We start from the raw sequence: 14903 nt of genomic DNA, 5'->3' as shown, positions 1-14903 counted from the left end.
TGTTGGGGGTTGGCAGGGTCCGGCTGTTCACCGCCGGTTGGAATTCAGCATCAGGGGCAGGTAGCGCCCCATGACCAGAAGCAGGATCGCCACGTTGGCCGCGACCATCATCGCGCCCAGGGCGTTGATCTCCGGCGTGATGCCCAGCTTGAGCATCGAATAGATGCGCAGGGGCAGCGTGGTGGTGCCGACGCCCGAGGTGAAGGTCGACATCACCAGGTTGTCGAAGGACAGCGTGGCCGACAGCAGGAACGCGGTCAGGATCGCCGGCATCAGTTGCGGCAGGGTGACCATGCGGAAGGTCTGCCATTCGTTGGCGCCGAGATCGGCCGCGGCATTCTCCAGCCGCGGGTCCAGCGACGAGGCGGCGGCGCGCACGATCAGCGTGGCGAAGGGGATCGAGACGAGAACATGCCCGATGACCATGGTGGTATAGCCCAGCGTCACACCGGCAAAGGACATGAAGACCAGCAGCGCCACCGCCAGCACGATTTCCGGCAGCACCAGCGGCGCGGCCAGCGCGGCGCCCAGCAGGTCTCGGCCCGGGAACTGGCGGCGGGTGATGGCGACGGCGGCCAGCGCGCCGATGGCGGTGGCGATGGCAGCGCTGGCCCCGGCGACGATCAGGCTGACGTTCAGCGCCCGGGCGATGTGGCGGTTCGACCAGACCTTGCCGAACCAGTCCAGCGAAAACCCGGTCCAGACCACCGAGGACTTGCCTTCGTTGAAGGCGAAGGCGACCAGCACCACGATGGGCGCCAGCATGAACAGGTAGGTCAGCAGGGTGACCCAGCCGGAAACGCCGTAGACGAAGGTGCGGGTGGCCCAGCCGGGCGGATGCGGCGCGGTCATCGCATCGCCTCGACCCGCCGCAGGGCGCGCATATAGGCCAGGATGCCCAGACCCGACAGCGCCAGCAACAGCATCGACACCGCCGCACCCAGCGGAATGTTGCGGAATTCCAGGAACAGCTGGACGATCAGGTTGCCGAGGATGATGTCCTTGCCGCCCCCCAGCAGCACCGGAATGGCGAAGACCCCCATCGACGGCACGAAGACGAACAGCGCCGCCGCCAGCACGCCGGGCAGCGAGAGTGGCAGGGTGACGCGCCAGAAGGTCTCGGCCGGGCCGGCGCCCAGGTCGGCGCCCGCCTCCAGCAGGCGGCGGTCGATCGGTTGCAGCGCGGCGTAGATCGGGAAGACCGTCAGCGGCAGGAAGGCATAGACCATGCCGACAAGCGTTGCGCCAAGGGTGTTCAGCAGACCCAGCGGCGCGTCGGTCAGGCCGCTGGCCTGCAGGGCGCCGTTGACAAGCCCGCCGCGGCCCAGCAGCACCACCCAGGCCGAGATGCGGATCAGGAAGTTGATCCAGAACGGGATCAGCAACAGCAAAAGCAGCGCCGGCGCGGCGCGCCCGGCCTTGAAGGCAATGTAATAGGCCACCGGATAGCCGATCAGCAGGCAGAGCACGGTGGTTGCCGCCGCCAGCTTGAAGGAATTGACGAAGACCAGCAGGTAGACGCCCTGGAACAGCTCGGCATAGTTGTCGAAGGTGAAGCCGGGCAGGACCGCGCCGTAGGGGTCGCGCAGGGCAAAGCTGTAGGCTGCGACGATGCACAGCGGCAGCAGCACGAAGACGGCCAGCAGCACGACCGACGGCGCCAGCAGCGCGGCCGTCTCGACCCGCTCGCGCGCCGCCCGCCGCATCAGCCGGTCTGCCGCTGCAAGACGCCGGCATAGCCGGTGGCCATGGCCTGCATCGGGCTGAGCGTCAGGTGTTTCGCCATCGCCGCCCGCGCCGCCGGGGCGTCGCGCATGCGGATCGCCGTCAGGACCAAGCGGTAGACGTCGATCTCGTCCTGCACCAGCGTCACCGGCACGCCCGAGACGTAGAGGCTGCGCACCGACAGGCCGTAGAGATAGTCGAGGTAGCGCGCGGCGAAATCGTTGCCCGAGGCGCGGGCGATGATGTGGTGGAACTCTTCGTCGGCGGCCAGTTGCCAGACGATGTTGTCCAGGTGCAGCGCCATCTCGGCCTCGATCCGCGCCAGGAAGGCGTCGAAGCGGGCGATGTCCTCCGTGCCGCGCCGTTCGGCAGCCAGACCGGCCGAGAAGCACTCCAGCTCGCGCCGCAGTTCGTAGGCGCGCATCATGTCGGCTGGGGTGGCGCTGGCGACGACATAGCCGCGCCGGCCCATTCCGGTGACCAGCCCTTCCTGGGCCAGCCGCAGCACCGCCTCGCGCAGGGGCGTGCGGCCGATGCCCAGCGACAGGGTCAGCGCCTTTTCGTCCAGCAGGGCGCCGGGAGGCATCTCGGCCATGATGATCCGGCGGCGCAGTTCGCCATAGGCCTCGTCGCTTTTGCGCTTGCTCATGCCGGGCGGTCCGTTCGATATATTCAGAATATATTTACGATATACTCGAATCGGACGACCTGACAAGCGGCTTGGCAAAAGGGGTGCAGGCATGGCGACGGCAGCCGACCAGTGGATCACGCGCAAGCCGGCCGTCACCGGCCAGGCCGGAATGGTTGCCGCGCAGCACATCGCGGCGGCACAGGCGGGGGCCACGATGCTGGCCCGTGGCGGCAACGCGGTGGACGCGGCGGTGGCGGCGGCGCTGGCGCTGGCCGCGGTGGAACCCTGGATGTGCGGGCTGGGCGGCAGCGGCTTCATGGTGATCTGGCTGGCGCGCGAGGCCCGCGCGGTGGCGCTGGATTTCCAGGGCGTGCTGCCGCAGGCGCTGCGGGCCGAGGACTACCCCATCGACCCGGATCTGCCCGTCACCTCGATGGGGTTTCCGGCGGTGAAGGATTTCGCCAACACCCAAGGCGCGCGCGCCGTCACCGTGCCGGGCGCGGTGGCTGGGTTCGACCACGCGCTGCGGCGCCATGGCCGCCTTGGCCTGGCAGAAGCGCTGGAGCCGGCGATCCGGCTGGCTGAAACCGGCATTCCGGCAAGCTGGTACACCACCCTGATGATCGCATCGGAAATGCCGGTGCTGGCCCGCGACCCGGTCTCCTCGGCGATCTACCTGCCCGGCGGAGCGCCCTTGCCGCCTGGCGCGCCGCTGCACATTCCGGGCCTGGCGCAGACCCTGCGGCGGCTGGCCGAGACCGGGGCCGAAGGCTTCTACCGCGGCGCGCTGGGGCGCGACCTGGTGGCGGCGCTGGCCGCGCAGGGCAACCGGATGACGCTGGACGACCTGGCGGCCTACCGGGTGGAAGACCACGCCCCTTTGCAGGCCAGTCACCGCGGCGTGACGCTTTGCACGCCGGGCGAGCAAAGCGGTGGCCTGCGCCTGAAGGACTTCCTGGCCCATGTCGAGGCCCACCTGCCCCACCCCGGCCCTGCCCCCGATGCCGAAAGCTGGCTGGTCTATGCCGACGCGCTGGAAGCGGCCTGGCGGGCCCACCGCCAGCGCAACGGCACCCTCACGGAGGTTGGCAGTTCCACCTCGTCGCTGTCGGCGGCCGACGCCGAGGGAAACATGGTGGCGCTGACCTACACGCTCCTCGACCATTTCGGCGCCGGGATCACCCTGCCCGGCCTGGGCATGGCGATGAACAACGGCGTCAGCTACTTCGACCCGCGCCCCGGGCTGCGCACCTCGATGGCCGGCGGCAAGCGGATCAACTCGTCCAACATGGTGCCCACCGTGGCGGTCCGCGACGGGCGGGCCGAATTCGCCCTCGGCGCCTCGGGCGGCGACCTGATCATGCCTTGCGTTTCACAAATCGCCGCGCTGATGCTGGACTTCGGCCTGTCGCTGGAGGACGCCTTCCACTCTCCGCGCCTCGACGCCAGCCACCGCGGCAGCCTGCGCGCCGACCCGCGGCTGGGAGCAGCGGTGCTGGATGAACTTTCCAGCCGATACCGCCTTGAGATTTCGGGCAACGTGGTGATGCCGAAGCTCTACGCCTGCCCCTCCGGCGTGGCCCGGCAGTCCGATGGCGGCTTTGCCGGGCTGAATGATCCTTGCCTGCCAGATGGGGGCGCGGCGGAACCGGGCCGCCCGTAAGGTCCGGGCCGCAATGTGACCCGAACCGCTCGGTTTCACGGGCCACTGGCCAGACTTCGGGCGTTTGCGTGCCCACTTCCGCACCGCACGGCCCGCCGGACCTGGTGTGCGAAATGGGCGTGCAGAATCCGTCCGGCGACCGGTTCGATCAGGAAAGGTGATGGACGGATCAGAAATTTGGATTGCCAAGGCCGCGCTGCGTGTTTGCGACCTAAGGGGCTGGCCGGCTTTACTGACGGCACAAGACCAAACCAACAGCGAGGACATCCCCATGAGACTTCCTTCCCTCTCGTCCGCTCTGGCCGCCTCGGTGCTTGCGCTGATGGCCGCTGCTGCCGACGCCGAAACCCTTCGTCTCGCGCATGAATCCTCTTCGGGCAGCCTGATCCAGAAGGCGGCCGAGATGTTCGCCCAGAAGGTGGCTGAAAAGAGCGGCGGGGCGCTCGAGGTGCAGATCTTCCCCGAGGGCCAGTTGGGCGACGAGGCGGCGATCGCCGACGGCGTGGGCGCCGGGTCGATCGACATCGGGCTGGGCGGCGTGGCCGATGCCATCGACCCGCGGCTGAACGTCGTCACCTTGCCGTTCCTGTTCAAGGACCTGGACGCGGTGCATGCCTTCCTGGACGGCCCGGTGGGCCAAGAGGTCTTTGCCACCGGCGGAGACAACGGATTCCACATGCTGGGGGCGCTGGATTCCGGCTTCCGCCAGTTCGCGCTGACCAAGGGCCCGGTGACCACGCCGGCCGATCTGGCCGGGGTCAAGGTCCGCACGCCGCCGAACCCGGTGCTGCTGGCCACCATGAACGCCCTGGGGGCGCTGGCGCAGTCGATCCCGTTCGGCGAGGTCTACACCTCGCTGCAATCCGGCGTGGTCGACGGGGTGGAACCCGAGATGCGCGATTTCCAGGACCAGAAATGGTACGAGGTGACCAAGTACCTGTCGGTGTCGAACTATGTCTGGACGCCGAACTACTGGTTCATCAATGCCGCCCGCTATGACGGCCTGGATGAGGCCGGACGCGCCGCCATCGACGCGGCGGCGGCCGAGACCACCACCTGGTATCGCGGCGAGCTGGCCGCCACCTATGACAAGGTGCTGTCCGACCTGGCGGCCGCGGGGGTGACGGTCAACACCGTCGATCAGGCGCCGTTCAAGGCGATGGTCGGTCCGGTCTACGAGCAGTTCGGCAAGGAGTGGGGTGCCGACTACGTGGCCAAGGTCGTTGCCGCGGCCGCGGGCGGCTGAGTCAAGGCAACCGATCCCGCCCTGCCGGTCGCCCCGGCAGGGCCGTTGCATGACTGGACCCTCGAAGATGCCCCTTCCCACCCCACCCGATCCGCTGGTCCTGAACGGATTGCGCTGGCTGGCCACCGGCGTGGCCGTCCTGTCCTTTGCGGTGATGATCCTGGCCATCCTCCTGGGCATCGCCGCCCGCTACCTGGGCCTGCGTGGCGTGGAATGGACCTTCGAGGTCGCGGCGATCTCGTTTCTCTGGGTCAGCTTCTTCGGCGTGATCCTGGCCGAACTGAACCGCGAGAACGTGGCGCTGACGCTGGTGACCGACCGGTTGCACGGGCGCGCGGCGCAGGTCCTGGCGATCCTGGGCGGGCTCGCAGTGCTGTGGCTGGCCGGAGCGCTGCTGTTCAGCGGGCTGGCCTTCGCACAAAAGACCGGCCTGGCGCCGACGCCAGTGCTGCGGCTGCCGCGGCTGGTGCAAAGCCTGCCGCTGGTCGGCTTCACCCTGGGGGTTCTGGTCATCACCCTGGCGCGGCTGGTGGCCCTTCTGCGTCAGGGTGCCGGGCGATGACGATCCTGATCCTGGCGCTGGCCTTCGCGGTGACGCTGCTGGCGGGCCTGCCGATCCTCTGGGCCATGGGCCTGGCCAGCCTGGCCGCTCTGACCTTCGGCCCACTGGACATGCCGCAGCCCTGGATGGCGCAGCAGGTGATCCGCGGCGCGGATTCGCTGTATCTTGCCGCCATCCCGCTGTTCCTGTTCAGCGGCGAGCTGATGAACCGCGGCGGCCTGACCCGCCGGCTGATCAGCGTGGCCGAGTTCCTGTTCGGCCGCTTCACCGGCGGCCTGGGCTTCGTCAACATCGCCACCGCCTTCGTCTATGGCGGCATCAGCGGCTCGGCCACCGCCGACACCAGTGCGGTGGCCAAGCTGATGATCCCGGCGATGGCCGAGCACGGCTATCCGCGCGCCTTCGCGGCGGCGATCACCGCGGCCTCGGGCACGCTGGGCATCATCGTGCCGCCCAGCGTGGTCTTCATCCTGTATGGCGTGCTGACCGATACCTCGATCGGCGGGCTGTTCCTGGCGGGGGTGCTGCCGGGGGTGGCAATCGCGGTGCTGTTCATGCTGACCACCTGGCTGGTGTCCCGCAAGCGCGGCTATGCCGGCGTGCCGAACACCCGGTCCTGGGGTGATTTCCGCCGCGACCTGGTGGTGGCGCTGCCAGCCCTGGGCATGCCCGCCTTCGTGCTGGGGACGATCCTGTCCGGCTTCGCCACTGCGACCGAGGCTGCTGCCTTGTCGGTGGTCTATGCCCTGGCCGCGGGGATCCTTGTCTACCGAGAACTGACGCTGGTCGAATTTCGGGCGGCGTTGGTGGAAACCGTCAGCGGCACCGGGGCGGTGATGCTGATCATGGCGCTGGCGACTCCCTTCGCCTGGATCCTGACGGTCGAGCAGGTGCCGCAGATGACCACCGCGCTGATCGAGCATGTCGGGGCCGGGCCTTTGGCAACGGTGGCGCTGGTTCTGGGCGTCCTGCTGGTCGTGGGCGCCTTCATGGACCTCGGCCCGGCGATGATCGTGCTGGCCCCGATCCTGGCGCCGGTTCTGGGGGATGCGGGGTTGGCGCCGTTCCAGGTTGGCGTGCTGTTCACCGTGGCGCTGGGGATCGGACTCTACACGCCGCCGGTGGGAACCAACCTGTTCGTGGTCTGCAACGTCGGCCGGGTCGACATCGGCGCCGTCTCGCGCGAGTTGGTGCCGTTCTGGGCGGCCAGCGCGCTTGTGCTGGTGCTGCTGGTGCTGTTTCCCGGCCTGTCCGAATGGTTGCCGCACATGCTGGGGAACAACTGATGCCACACCTTCTGGGCGGAATCTCCAGTGCGGGCCGAGCGGTGCCCGAGATGGGCGGGGCAGCCTTCCTGGTGACCCGGGCCGAGGGGCCCTATCTGCACGCAGCGGACGGGCGCCGCTATGTCGACACGGCACTCGGCTTTGGCGCCACGCTGCTGGGGCATGCCGATCCAGAGGTGGATGCGGCGGTCATCGGGGCGATCCGCCGCGGCTCGATGCCGGCCTTTGCCCATGCCAGAGAAGAGGCGGCGGCTGCGGCCCTTTGCGCCCCCTGCGTGGCGCTGTCGCAGGCGGTCTTCACCAGTTCCGGCAGCGAGGCGGTGCATCTGGCGTGCCGCGTCGCCCGCGCCGTGACCGGGCGCGGGACCATCGCCAAGGTTGCCGGCGGCTTCGACGGCTGGTTCGACCCGATGGCCTTTGGCAATGCCGGCGCGCCCGAGGCGCTGATCGGCAACGCGCCACGGCCGCGTCGCCACGGCACGGTGTTGACGCGGTTCAACGACCCGGCCGACCTGCAACAACTGTTTGACGACAGTGACGACATCGCCGCGATCATTCTCGAGCCGCTCCTGGCCAACGCCGGCTGCATCCCGGCCGACCCGGCCTGGCTGGCCGCGGTGCAAACGCTGGCCCGGAAACACGGTGCTCTGGTCATTGCGGACGAGGTGCTGAGCGGCTTCCGCGGCCGCTTTGGCCTGATGTCGCAGGGCCTTGGCCTGCAGCCGGACCTGGCCACGCTGGGCAAGGCCATCGGCAACGGGTACGCCGTGGCGGCGGTGATCGGCCGTCCCGACGTGATGGCCGCGGCGGCAGACGGGCGCGCGGTGCGGGCCGGCACCTATGCCGGCAATCCGCTGGCGACCGCGGCGGTCGTTGCGACGCTTGCCCGGTTGGCGGTGCAGGACTACGCCGCCCTGGCCGCCCGTGGCGACCGGATGCGCGGCCATCTGGTCGAGGCACTGGTGGCGCGCGGGATCACGGCGACCACCCTGGGCCTGGGGATGGTTTTCACCCCCTGGTTCGCCGCCGACCCGCCGCGCAGCTACGAAGAGGCCGCAGCCGCGGCCCGGCCCGACCGCACTCTGGCGCTGCACCTGGCGTTGCGGGATGAGGGCGTGATGACCATGCCGGGCGCCTTTGGCCGCTGGTTCCTGGGCTTTGCCCATGACGACGCGGTGATCGGCGCGATGGCCGATGCGGTCCGCAAGGCGGCTATGAAGCTGCCGCGACCTCCGGCCCGGCGCTGAATTCCGCGCGCAGGAAATGCGCCAGCCGCCGCCCGGCAACGCCAATCCCGGGCGACTGGATCAGCACAAGTTCCAGTTCCGGCAGCGGCGGCAGGCCGTCGGCTTCGGTCAGCACCCGGTGCTCGAAGGTCAAGGCTGACTGCGGCAGGGCGGTGACGCCAAAGCCCAGCATGACCGCCGACTGCACCGATTGCAGGTGCGACGAGACCCAGACCACCCGCCAGCGCCGGCCTGCGTTGTTCAGGGCCTTTAGGATGCGTGGCCGTGCCCGGCAATTCTCTGGGAACAGCGCCAGCGGCAATTCCTCTTGCCGTTCGGGAAAGGCGTTCACCGCGGCGCACCAGTGCTGCCTTTCGCGCTTCAGCAGTTCTCCGTGGGTGTCGCCGGCGCGGCGGGTCACGATGGCAAGGTCGATCTCGCCGTTCTGCACCATGGGTTCAAGATCATGCGAGAATTCGCAGACCACCTCGACGGCCACGTCCTTGTGGCGCATCGAAAAGTGTTCCATGACGCTGACCCCGAACAGCCCGATGTAGTCATCGGGCATGCCCAGCCGCACCCGGCCGGTGCCCGGCACACCCCCCATCGCGGCGATGGCGTCCTGCTCCAGCGCCAGCAGGCGGCGGGCATAGCCGCACAAAAGCTCTCCTTCGGCGGTCAGCGACAGGGTGCGGGCGGTGCGGTTAAGCAAGCGATGGCCGACCCGTTCTTCCAGCCGCACGATGGCGGCCGATACGGCGGCCTGGCTCTTGCCGACGCGGTGGCCGGCAAGGGTGAAGCTGCCGGTGTCGACGATCGAGACGAACGCGGCGAGGGTGTCGATGTCGAGACGAGCCATGCGAGTGGTCCTTGTCTGCCGCGCGTGAGGATAGCCTGACAGGCACGGCCGAGTCATCCTTCAGGTCGCGGGTGGAAGGCCCGCGCCGGTGCCGGGGTCACCGTCCGGGAAGCTGCCGAAATACAGACCAGGTCGACCATGATGTCGGAACCAGTGTGTGGCCGGCCGGAGTTGCCGGCTTTCCAGAAAGGCGCTTGGGCCCCTTCCTTGGCCCTTCGCGCGAAAGCAACTGGGCTCTGGAAGTCGCGCGATGAATGCTGCCCGACAGGTAATGGACCCCATCGATGCATCTGAATACGGCGGTTTCCGCGTCTGCCCGGACCTGCCCGTCGACGGGCCAGGACAGCTCGGACTTGAAGGGCCTGAAAAACGACTCCGGGATGCCGCGTTTGTGGAGCTAGGCCCGATCGTCCGCCAGGCAGCGCTGGCCACCGATGAACTTGCCGTTGGTCAGGCCGAAATCGCCCGCCTCTGGTCCTTGGAAGAACGCAGCGTCAAGCGCGAGATGGCGCGAATGCGCGAGTTGGGCTGGATATCGCTGCGCAGGCCTCCCGCGCAGGGCAGGGTGGCCGTGCACGGTCTGGACCTCGGCACCATCATGGCCCAGACTCGCGCGGCCTGGGCCAACCTCGGCAGTGATTTCGAGGTGCGCATGACCGGCGATACGAAGATCAGGCCTGCGCCGGCCGACAGCATCATCAGGTTACTTGCCCCGTCGGGTGACCCAACCTTCGGCTGCAGATCCGGGCGCTGCTCTTCCGTGATGATCCAAATCTCCATCGCGCCTGGTTCGCGGCCCTGACCAAGACGGCGGCAGAGGACAACACCCTGCGCCCCTTGGCGCCGACCCGGTTCCATGCCTCATACATCGCGTCCAACCACCTGTTGCGGCTGACGCGCATGGCGGCGCAATTGCAGCCGGAAACCACTCGGGTCGAGGTCCCAGGGCCGAAGGGCTGACCCAATCTCACCAGACTGCGAAGCCTCCACACAGCCGCAGGCTGCGGATGAACGGCCGCCAAGACGCACCCGTTTCACAATCCTGTTGCCGCAGGCCAGGAGCAAGCTACAGCCGCTCTGCGCCGAGCAACACCCGCGACGAAATGAAGGGCCGGGATTGGGCAACGATCCTGGCCCTCCGGCCGCCTCTGCCGGTGCCATCCACCCGGCAAGGCAGCAGCTGTCCCAGCTACGGCCCGTCGCCGGCGAGAAGATATCGCCGCGCAGCCCGGTCGAAGTCGACGATCCTCTTCCCTTGGGCAAAGGCCCGGGTCAGTTGGTCGCGAAGGCGCAACCGCAGTGCGCTGGCGGCCCGAGGGTCGGTCCGGGTCAGCAAGCCCAAATCCTCCGGCAAGGCCACGTCCACCGCAGTGACCGGGAAGGCGGGGCGGGATTCGCTCCTGGCCAGGGCCGCGACCGCCGGCGAAGCCAGATCCCATTCAACCAGCAGCCGGTCCGAGGTGAGGCCGCTATTGATGCCCGCCATCTCGCCGTAATAATCCTCGAGATAAGTGTTCGACTGGGCGCCAAGACGGTGAATGTTCAGCGTGGCATTGACCAGGCGCAGGGGATCGAAGGTCCAGCGGACGCGCAAGATGCCTCGGTCCAGGCACCAGCGGCGTTGGTAGAGCTTCAACTGCACGCCAAGATACAGGCCGCGCGCCTCGGACAGCACGGCAAGCCGATGCGAGTGCTGCACTTGCGGCTCGCGGGTGGGAAAGCCGAAGACATAGCCCGCAAGGCGGCCGTCGACGAAGGCCCCGCCGACCAGCCCGCCTTCGGCCTGGATCACCATCATCAGATCGGCCGGATCGGGCAGATCGCCTTCACCCCAGACGGCGCGTTGCAGGTCTTCGGCGGCGCGGAATTCGGCCATGCCCGAGAGATCGCGAAACTCAACCGCTGCGGTCATGCGGAGAGGCTTTCCGCAGACACGGTGACGCTTTTCAGGAAATCCCGGTCCAGCGTCACGCCGATTCCGGGGCCTTGCGGCACCGGCATCCGGCCTGTCGTCGCCTCAAGCCGTTGCTCGATGATGTCGCGGGCGAAGTAGCGGCTTGAGGATGAGGTGTCGCCGGGTCTGGTAAAGTTCGGCAGGGTGGACAGGTGGATGTTGTGCGCCCGGCCGATGCCCGATTCCAGCATGCCGCCGCACCAGACCGGCACCGAGAAGGCGGCGCAAAGGTCATGGATGCGAAGTGCGGTGTGATAGCCACCCACCCGGCCGACCTTGATGTTGATCACCCGCCCGGCGTCGGTTTGCAGGGCCTTGCGGGCGTGTTCGACGGTGCGGATGCTTTCGTCCAGGCAGATCGGCGTGGCCATCCGGGCCTGCAGGGTGGCGTGGTCGTGGATGTCGTCCCAGGCCAGCGGCTGCTCGATGTAATCCAGGGCAAAGCCGTCCAGGCGTTGCAGCAGGGCCGTATCGGCCAACGTGTAGGCGCTGTTGGCGTCGACCGTCAGGTGCACGTCTGGGAAGGCGGCGCGCACGGCTTGCAGAAGGGCCAGGTCATGGCCCGGCATGATCTTCAGCTTGATCCGCTTGTAGCCCTGCGCGACATGCGCGGCGACCCGGTCCAGCGTGCCCGGAATTGGCCCGATGCCCAGCGAGACACCCACGTCGATGGCATCGCCAAAGCCGCCCAGAAGGCTCTGCAAGGGCAGATTCAGCGACTTTGCCCAAAGATCCCAGAACGCCATCTCGACCGTCGCCCGCGCCATCTGGTTGCCGCGCCATGGCGCAAGCCGCGCGTTCAACTCGGCGGGGTTGGCGAAGGCTTTCCCCAGCACCTGCGGCAGCAGCGCGTCGCGCAGGAAGGCCATCGCGCCGGCGGTGGTTTCTTCCAGATAGTCGGGCAGCGGGTCCATCACCCCTTCGGCGCAGCCTTCGATCCCGTCGGCGCGCAGCGTCAGCAGCGGGAACAGCTTTTCTGTCATCGTGCCGGTGGCGATGGTGAACGGCGTCAGCAGCGGCAGGCGGACCAGCCGCAACTCGGCCGCCTCGATGCGCAGGGGTGCTTGGGTCATGGCGGGCCTCTTGGCTTTGCCTCAGGCTAGGCACATTTCAGTTTTCTTGCAAGATTGACGCATTGAAAGAATCCTGACAGTCTTTTCCGAAGACCTGCGGGAGAGTGCGGAGTGGTCCAGCTGGACGAGCCAGCCCAAACGGATGCGGTGCTTGACCGACAGGCGGGCGACCTGCGGCAGCGCCTGTCGCAGGCGGCACGCGACGGCACCCCGGCCGAGCGGACCATTGCCAGCTACCTTCTGACCAACCTCAGCACGCTGCCGTTCGAGACCGCGGCGATGGTGGCGCAAAAGGTGGGGGTGTCCGAGGCATCGGTCGGGCGGTTCTGCCGGGCCATCGGCTACCGTCACCTGAAGGACCTGAAGGGCAGCCTGCAGGCCGATCTGGGCGACCGGGCCTGGCTGATCGGCGACCGGCTGCAGGATTTCCACCGCCGCAGCCGGGACGGCGAGCGCGAGTTGGCCCAAGCGCTGGAGCGCGAGATTGCGGCGCTAGTGGGGGTCTATGAACTGGCCGCCGGGCCGGCCTTCGACCGGGCGGTGAAGCGGCTGGCACATCGGCCTGCGGTCTTTGTGGCTGGCTTCCAGACCGAACGCGGCCACGCGGCGGGACTGGTGCACAACCTGCAATACCTGCGCGGCGGCGTACATCTGGCCGATGCGTCGGACGGGCATTTCGCCGAGATCCTGCTGGCGGACCCGGCCGAGACCACGCTGGTGCTGATCGACGGCCGCCGCTATTCGCGGCTGACCCGCGACCTGGCGTTGGCGGCGCGCGACGAGGGCATCCCGGTCACGCTGATCACCGATCCCTTCTGCGACTGGGCCCAAGGGTCGGTGACCGAGGCCTTTGCGGTGCAGACCGACCTCAACCACTTCTGGGACACCACCTCGGCCATGTCGTCGCTGATCGGGCTGATGGTGAACGGCGTGTTCAAGGAACTGGGTGCGGGGGTCGAGGCGCGGATGGCCCGTGTCTCGGCCCTGTACGGCGACTTCATCGGCCACACCGGCGGCGGTCGCGGACTGCGCGGCGAGTGAATCAAGAAACGAAATCCAACACGGAGGACCACCGAAATGACCAAGATGTTCCGCAAGACCCTGCTGGCAGCCAGCGTCAGCCTGGCCGCCCTGCTGGCCGCACAAGGTGCAGCTCGGGCGCAAGAGGCGACCATCGTCTTCCCCACCAACGAGGTGGGGGCGACGACCTACAACCCGATCAAGGCGACGATGCTGAACACCGCCACCGCACTGATCTTCGACCGCATGGTCAGCCAGGGTGCCGACCTTTCCTACCAGCCCTGGCTGGCCGAAAGCTGGGAAGAGGCGCCCGACGGCATGGCTTGGGTGTTTCACCTGAAGCCGGGCGTCACCTTCCACAACGGCGAGCCGTTCAACGCTGCCACCGTGAAAGCCTGGATCGAGCTGTTCAAGGCGACCGAGGGCGACAACACCTACATGGTCGAGGCCATCGCCTCGGTCGAGGTGGTGGATGACGCTACCGTCAAGTTCGTCATGTCGCGCCCCGAGCCGAACCTGCTGTACAACCTGTCCTCCACCTTCATGAGCGTGGTCGAGCCGAAGTCCTATGCCGCGCTGGGCGACGACTATGGCGTGACCGAGGTCTATGGCACCGGCCCGTTCAAGCTGGAAAGCTTTGCCATCGGCCAGGAAACCGTGCTGGTGCGCAATGACGCCTATGCCTGGGGGCCCGCCGTGGCCGCCAACAAGGGCGCGCCCAAGGTGGCAAAGCTGACCTTCCGCGAGATTGCCGAGGATTCGACGGCCTTCCTGGAACTGAAGACCGGCGGCGTGGACATGCTGCTGTCGGTGCCGTCCGACCTGCTGGGAGAGATCACGGCCGAGGCGAACCTGGCCGTGCTGACCCTGCCGGGGCAGGATGTCTGGTACATGCCGATCAACGTGACCAAGGCACCCTTCGACGACATCCTGGTGCGCGAGGCGGCCGCTAAGGCCATCAATCAAGATGAAATCCTGGCCTCGGTCTTTGGTGGGGTGGGCAGCGTGGCCGACACCTTCCTGATTTCGGCCCTGCCGGAAAGCCAGGTCTCGGACAGCGCGAAGATCAAGTATGACCCGGCGCGCGCCGCGGCGGCCCTGGACGAGGCCGGCTGGGCGATGGGCCCCGACGGCGTGCGGGTCAAGGACGGCCAGCCGCTGAAGGTCACGCTCTGGACGCAAGGAGACAGCATCTTCCGCCGGCTGACCGAAGTGGTGCAGGCCCAGCTGAAGGCGGTGGGAATCGAGGCCGAGATCACCACCTTCGACAGCTCGATGATCCGCGACCAGTACAAGACCGGCGAGCAGCAACTGGCGGTGCGGTCCTACAACTGGGACAACGCCGACATCGTCGACTGGTTCTTTGGCGGCGACCGGCTGGGCTATCCGAACGTGTCGATGTTCAACGACCCCAAGGCCGAGGAACTGCGCACGGCGGCGATGGCCGGGGCGAAGAACATGTCCGAGCGGGTGGCGAACTTCACCGCCTATCATGAATACGTGCTGACCCAGTTCCCGATGGCGCCGATCTACCAGCCGGTTACCAGCATCGGCTACAACACCGAGCGGCTGGTGCTGCCCAGCCCGCTGAACGCGCCGTCGTTCGGGTCGGTCGCCTTCATCGACATGGAAGTGAAGGAATAACAGCCGGGACCGGG

14 protein-coding genes are annotated in these 14903 nt (G+C 67.9%); 8 read left to right on the top strand and 6 right to left on the bottom strand.

Going from position 1 to position 14903, the window contains the following annotated elements:
* Nucleotides 1–27 precede the first annotated feature (27 nt).
* From LHP98_RS13255 to LHP98_RS13245, 3 genes are read right to left on the bottom strand one after another with little or no spacing between them, the layout of a single operon-like run.
* Complete coding sequence (locus LHP98_RS13255; RefSeq protein WP_227253020.1) at nucleotides 28–852, bottom strand: ABC transporter permease; 825 nt, start codon at nucleotides 850–852, stop codon at nucleotides 28–30.
* Nucleotides 849–1706: an ABC transporter permease gene (locus LHP98_RS13250; protein WP_227253019.1), complete on the bottom strand. Its 858-nt coding sequence runs from the start codon at nucleotides 1704–1706 to the stop codon at nucleotides 849–851. Before LHP98_RS13250 ends, LHP98_RS13255 begins: the two co-directional genes overlap by 4 nt.
* Nucleotides 1706–2374 (bottom strand): GntR family transcriptional regulator, encoded by a 669-nt coding sequence (locus LHP98_RS13245; RefSeq protein ID WP_227253018.1) that lies wholly within the window; start codon nucleotides 2372–2374, stop codon nucleotides 1706–1708. Before LHP98_RS13245 ends, LHP98_RS13250 begins: the two co-directional genes overlap by 1 nt.
* Before the next feature lie 91 nt (nucleotides 2375–2465).
* Between LHP98_RS13245 and LHP98_RS13240 the strand changes: the two genes are divergently transcribed.
* The 5 genes from LHP98_RS13240 (at nucleotide 2466) to LHP98_RS13220 (ending at nucleotide 8360) form a co-directional block, all read left to right on the top strand.
* The gene (locus tag LHP98_RS13240) at nucleotides 2466–4019 is read left to right on the top strand and encodes a gamma-glutamyltransferase (protein ID WP_227253017.1); all 1554 of its coding nucleotides are present in this window, start codon (nucleotides 2466–2468) and stop codon (nucleotides 4017–4019) included.
* A 271-nt stretch (nucleotides 4020–4290) separates the two neighbouring features.
* Nucleotides 4291–5265 carry a TRAP transporter substrate-binding protein gene (locus LHP98_RS13235; protein ID WP_227253016.1) on the top strand — a complete coding sequence of 325 codons (975 nt, stop codon included), beginning with the start codon at nucleotides 4291–4293 and terminating at the stop codon, nucleotides 5263–5265.
* A 67-nt stretch (nucleotides 5266–5332) separates the two neighbouring features.
* Complete coding sequence (locus LHP98_RS13230) at nucleotides 5333–5827, top strand: TRAP transporter small permease (protein WP_227253015.1); 495 nt, start codon at nucleotides 5333–5335, stop codon at nucleotides 5825–5827.
* Nucleotides 5824–7113, top strand: a complete 1290-nt coding sequence (locus LHP98_RS13225) for a TRAP transporter large permease (protein WP_227253014.1) — start codon at nucleotides 5824–5826, stop codon at nucleotides 7111–7113. The genes LHP98_RS13230 and LHP98_RS13225 overlap by 4 nt, the downstream gene beginning before the upstream one ends.
* Nucleotides 7113–8360, top strand: a complete 1248-nt coding sequence (locus tag LHP98_RS13220; protein ID WP_227253013.1) for an aminotransferase class III-fold pyridoxal phosphate-dependent enzyme — start codon at nucleotides 7113–7115, stop codon at nucleotides 8358–8360. Before LHP98_RS13225 ends, LHP98_RS13220 begins: the two co-directional genes overlap by 1 nt.
* Here the strand turns inward: LHP98_RS13220 and LHP98_RS13215 are convergent.
* The gene (locus LHP98_RS13215) at nucleotides 8326–9198 is read right to left on the bottom strand and encodes a LysR substrate-binding domain-containing protein (protein ID WP_227253012.1); all 873 of its coding nucleotides are present in this window, start codon (nucleotides 9196–9198) and stop codon (nucleotides 8326–8328) included. The genes LHP98_RS13220 and LHP98_RS13215 overlap by 35 nt on opposite strands.
* Before the next feature lie 271 nt (nucleotides 9199–9469).
* Between LHP98_RS13215 and LHP98_RS13210 the strand changes: the two genes are divergently transcribed.
* Nucleotides 9470–10000 carry a hypothetical protein gene (locus tag LHP98_RS13210; protein WP_227253011.1) on the top strand — a complete coding sequence of 177 codons (531 nt, stop codon included), beginning with the start codon at nucleotides 9470–9472 and terminating at the stop codon, nucleotides 9998–10000.
* 387 nt (nucleotides 10001–10387) lie between these two features.
* Here the strand turns inward: LHP98_RS13210 and LHP98_RS13205 are convergent, their stop codons facing one another.
* On the bottom strand, nucleotides 10388–11110 hold the full coding sequence (locus LHP98_RS13205; protein ID WP_227253010.1) for a GNAT family N-acetyltransferase: 723 nt from the start codon (nucleotides 11108–11110) through the stop codon (nucleotides 10388–10390).
* Nucleotides 11107–12225 (bottom strand): o-succinylbenzoate synthase, encoded by a 1119-nt coding sequence (gene menC / locus LHP98_RS13200; RefSeq protein ID WP_227253009.1) that lies wholly within the window; start codon nucleotides 12223–12225, stop codon nucleotides 11107–11109. The genes LHP98_RS13205 and menC overlap by 4 nt, the downstream gene beginning before the upstream one ends.
* A gap of 111 nt (nucleotides 12226–12336) precedes the next feature.
* Between menC and LHP98_RS13195 the strand changes: the two genes are divergently transcribed.
* Together LHP98_RS13195 and LHP98_RS13190 are read left to right on the top strand one after the other, a co-directional pair.
* Entirely contained in the window at nucleotides 12337–13266 is a 930-nt protein-coding gene (locus tag LHP98_RS13195; protein ID WP_227253008.1) for a MurR/RpiR family transcriptional regulator, read from the top strand.
* Nucleotides 13267–13302: 36 nt separating this feature from the next.
* Nucleotides 13303–14889 (top strand): ABC transporter substrate-binding protein, encoded by a 1587-nt coding sequence (locus LHP98_RS13190; protein ID WP_227253007.1) that lies wholly within the window; start codon nucleotides 13303–13305, stop codon nucleotides 14887–14889.
* Nucleotides 14890–14903 lie beyond the last annotated feature (14 nt).

Source organism: Rhodobacter sp. Har01 (genome assembly GCF_020564565.1).
In the GTDB taxonomy this organism is placed as follows: Bacteria; Pseudomonadota; Alphaproteobacteria; order Rhodobacterales; family Rhodobacteraceae; genus Pseudogemmobacter.
Note: the sequence above shows the minus strand (reverse complement) of the source record. Positions and strands in the feature narration are given on the sequence as shown.

Coding starts and splice junctions, on each gene's coding strand:
- LHP98_RS13255 (WP_227253020.1), bottom strand. CDS start 852: ATGACCGCGCCGCATCCGCCCGGCTGGGCCACCCGCACCTTCGTCTAC.
- LHP98_RS13250 (WP_227253019.1), bottom strand. CDS start 1,706: ATGCGGCGGGCGGCGCGCGAGCGGGTCGAGACGGCCGCGCTGCTGGCG.
- LHP98_RS13245 (WP_227253018.1), bottom strand. CDS start 2,374: ATGAGCAAGCGCAAAAGCGACGAGGCCTATGGCGAACTGCGCCGCCGG.
- LHP98_RS13240 (WP_227253017.1), top strand. CDS start 2,466: ATGGCGACGGCAGCCGACCAGTGGATCACGCGCAAGCCGGCCGTCACC.
- LHP98_RS13235 (WP_227253016.1), top strand. CDS start 4,291: ATGAGACTTCCTTCCCTCTCGTCCGCTCTGGCCGCCTCGGTGCTTGCG.
- LHP98_RS13230 (WP_227253015.1), top strand. CDS start 5,333: ATGCCCCTTCCCACCCCACCCGATCCGCTGGTCCTGAACGGATTGCGC.
- LHP98_RS13225 (WP_227253014.1), top strand. CDS start 5,824: ATGACGATCCTGATCCTGGCGCTGGCCTTCGCGGTGACGCTGCTGGCG.
- LHP98_RS13220 (WP_227253013.1), top strand. CDS start 7,113: ATGCCACACCTTCTGGGCGGAATCTCCAGTGCGGGCCGAGCGGTGCCC.
- LHP98_RS13215 (WP_227253012.1), bottom strand. CDS start 9,198: ATGGCTCGTCTCGACATCGACACCCTCGCCGCGTTCGTCTCGATCGTC.
- LHP98_RS13210 (WP_227253011.1), top strand. CDS start 9,470: ATGGACCCCATCGATGCATCTGAATACGGCGGTTTCCGCGTCTGCCCG.
- LHP98_RS13205 (WP_227253010.1), bottom strand. CDS start 11,110: ATGACCGCAGCGGTTGAGTTTCGCGATCTCTCGGGCATGGCCGAATTC.
- menC (WP_227253009.1), bottom strand. CDS start 12,225: ATGACCCAAGCACCCCTGCGCATCGAGGCGGCCGAGTTGCGGCTGGTC.
- LHP98_RS13190 (WP_227253007.1), top strand. CDS start 13,303: ATGACCAAGATGTTCCGCAAGACCCTGCTGGCAGCCAGCGTCAGCCTG.